Origin of the sequence: Streptomyces ossamyceticus, assembly GCF_001418475.1 — a bacterium.
Taxonomy (GTDB): domain Bacteria; phylum Actinomycetota; class Actinomycetes; order Streptomycetales; family Streptomycetaceae; genus Streptomyces; species Streptomyces ossamyceticus.
Window position 1 is genome coordinate 1 of sequence record NZ_LIQX01000752.1, and the last position, 1,848, is coordinate 1,848.

Annotated in this window: 4 protein-coding genes; 1 reads left to right on the forward strand and 3 read right to left on the reverse strand. The window is 68.6% G+C overall.

Features of this window, described 5'->3' with window-relative positions; translation table 11 throughout:
* The coding region (locus tag AOK15_RS38070) for a sigma-70 family RNA polymerase sigma factor (protein ID WP_157870493.1) at positions 1 to 485 on the reverse strand (485 nt) is incomplete at its 3' end.
* A gap of 191 nt (positions 486 to 676) precedes the next feature.
* On the opposite strand from AOK15_RS38070, the gene AOK15_RS38075 reads away from it, so the two are divergent.
* A complete protein-coding gene (locus AOK15_RS38075; RefSeq protein ID WP_055523386.1) occupies positions 677 to 1,195 on the forward strand; it encodes a GNAT family N-acetyltransferase in 519 nt (172 codons plus the stop codon).
* 18 nt (positions 1,196 to 1,213) lie between these two features.
* On the opposite strand, the gene AOK15_RS38080 is transcribed toward AOK15_RS38075, so the two are convergent.
* Positions 1,214 to 1,531: a wHTH domain-containing protein gene (locus tag AOK15_RS38080; RefSeq protein WP_055523388.1), complete on the reverse strand. Its 318-nt coding sequence runs from the start codon at positions 1,529 to 1,531 to the stop codon at positions 1,214 to 1,216.
* Positions 1,479 to 1,760 (reverse strand): hypothetical protein, encoded by a 282-nt coding sequence (locus AOK15_RS45900; RefSeq protein ID WP_167738904.1) that lies wholly within the window; start codon positions 1,758 to 1,760, stop codon positions 1,479 to 1,481. The genes AOK15_RS38080 and AOK15_RS45900 overlap by 53 nt, the downstream gene beginning before the upstream one ends.
* Positions 1,761 to 1,848: the final 88 nt, after the last annotated feature.

Sequence of the window (1,848 nt, forward strand, 5' to 3'; positions counted from 1 at the left end):
CGGGTGATCGCCTGACGGATCCACCAGGTGGCGTACGTCGAGAACTTGAAGCCCTTGCGGTAGTCGAACTTCTCCACCGCGCGGACCAGGCCCGCGTTGCCCTCCTGGATGAGGTCGAGCAGGGGCAGACCGCTGCGCGGATACCGCCGGGCGACGGCCACGACGAGGCGGAGGTTCGACCGTATGAAGATGTCCTTGGCCCGATCGCTGTCCGCGACGAGGGCCTCCAACTCCTCATGGGTCGCGTCCGCCCTCGCCTCCTCCTCGCCGTCGAGGATCTGCTGTGCGAACACACCCGCCTCGATGATCTGGGACAGCTCGACTTCCTTGGCGGCGTCGAGAAGCGGTGTACGCGCGATCTCGTCGAGGTACATGCCGACCAGGTCGCGGTCGGCGATCTCGCCGCCAGAGGCGCGAACGCTGCTTGCCGCGTCGCTCCCGCCGGCGGCGGACGAACGACGAGCGGCGACGGCACGGGTTGCCATGCGTGCTCCCTTGCGATGGTGGGCTGGCAGGGTCGTGTCTGGTCCTACGTGTCTTGACAAGGCCGCTCGGACACTCTCCCGAGTGCCCGGCTTCCGAAGGAAACAACGACTGGAATCAGGACAGAATTCCCATGCAGGCCCACTATTTTTCTGATCTTGCAGTACCCTGTGCCGCCACAGGAGGAGGCGTGATGTCCGCGGGGTCCGCAGAGGTGCAGGTCAGACCAGGAGTCGAGGCCGACCTCGCCACCCTCACCGACATCTACAACCACTACGTCCGTGAGACGCCCATCACATTCGACACTGCCGTCTTCACTCCGGAGGAGCGCCGTCCGTGGCTGCTCTCCCACCTTGTAGACGGTCGGCACCGCCTGATAGTTGCCACCACGGAGGATTCACAGCGAATCCTCGGGTACGCCACGAGCAGCGCGTTCCGCGCGAAGGCGGCGTACGACACGTCCGTGGAGGTCTCCGTGTACCTCGCCCCCGACGCGGGCGGCCGGGGCGTCGGCACACTGCTGTACAAGGCGCTGTTCGAGGCGCTCGCGGGCGAGGACGTCCACCGCGCCTACGCCGGCATCGCCCAGCCGAACGAGCCCTCCACCCGCCTCCACGAACGCTTCGGCTTCCGCCATGTGGGGACGTACCGGGAGGTCGGGCGGAAGTTCGGCCGCTACTGGGACGTGGCCTGGTACGAGAAGGACCTCTAGGGCCTTCCAGGGCTTCCTTCAGGCCGGGTTCTGCTCCTGCGGCAGTCGCGGGAGCTTGACCATGGCGGCGCGGACGGTGTCGGCGATGTCGGGCACGTCGATCCCGAGACCGCGGAGGCGGACGGCGACCTCGGCGAGGGGGATGCCGAGCTTGGTCGAGGCGGCGCAGAGGTGGCGGAGGGGGACCTGGGTGCCGGGCGTCAGCCACTGAAGGGGACTCGGGCGGAAGGCACCCGCGGGCCCGAGCCCCGGACCGCTCAGGTCCCTGCTGAGCAGCGCGATGTCATCCCAGAGGTCCGCCCGATCGCGCGTTCGGTACGTGGAGAAGTCCGGCACACGCAGCCCGTACGACTCCAGACGTGCGCCGCTCGGGGACGGATCTGCTCAGTTCGTACGCGGTGATCAGGAGGAGGGGCAGGGGGACATCGCTGTCGTTCGCTCGCAGCGTCTGCCAGAGGACGAGGTCCTTGTCGAGCAGGGCATGGTCGAACTCGGTCGGTGCGTCGGGCAGGACCAACGGACAGGGCACCCCCATGCTGTTGTTCGCGCCGCCCGGATCCGTCACGCCGTCCAGCGTAGGAGCAACTCGCCCCGCCCTGAGGGGGAAAGCCCGGCGCGGGGCGGGCCCGTCGCGGGGCCGGCCCCTCGGGGCG

What these genes read in the sequence shown, in the direction of transcription:
- AOK15_RS38075 (WP_055523386.1), top strand. Translation starts at nt 677, where the DNA reads ATGTCCGCGGGGTCCGCAGAGGTGCAGGTCAGACCAGGAGTCGAGGCC.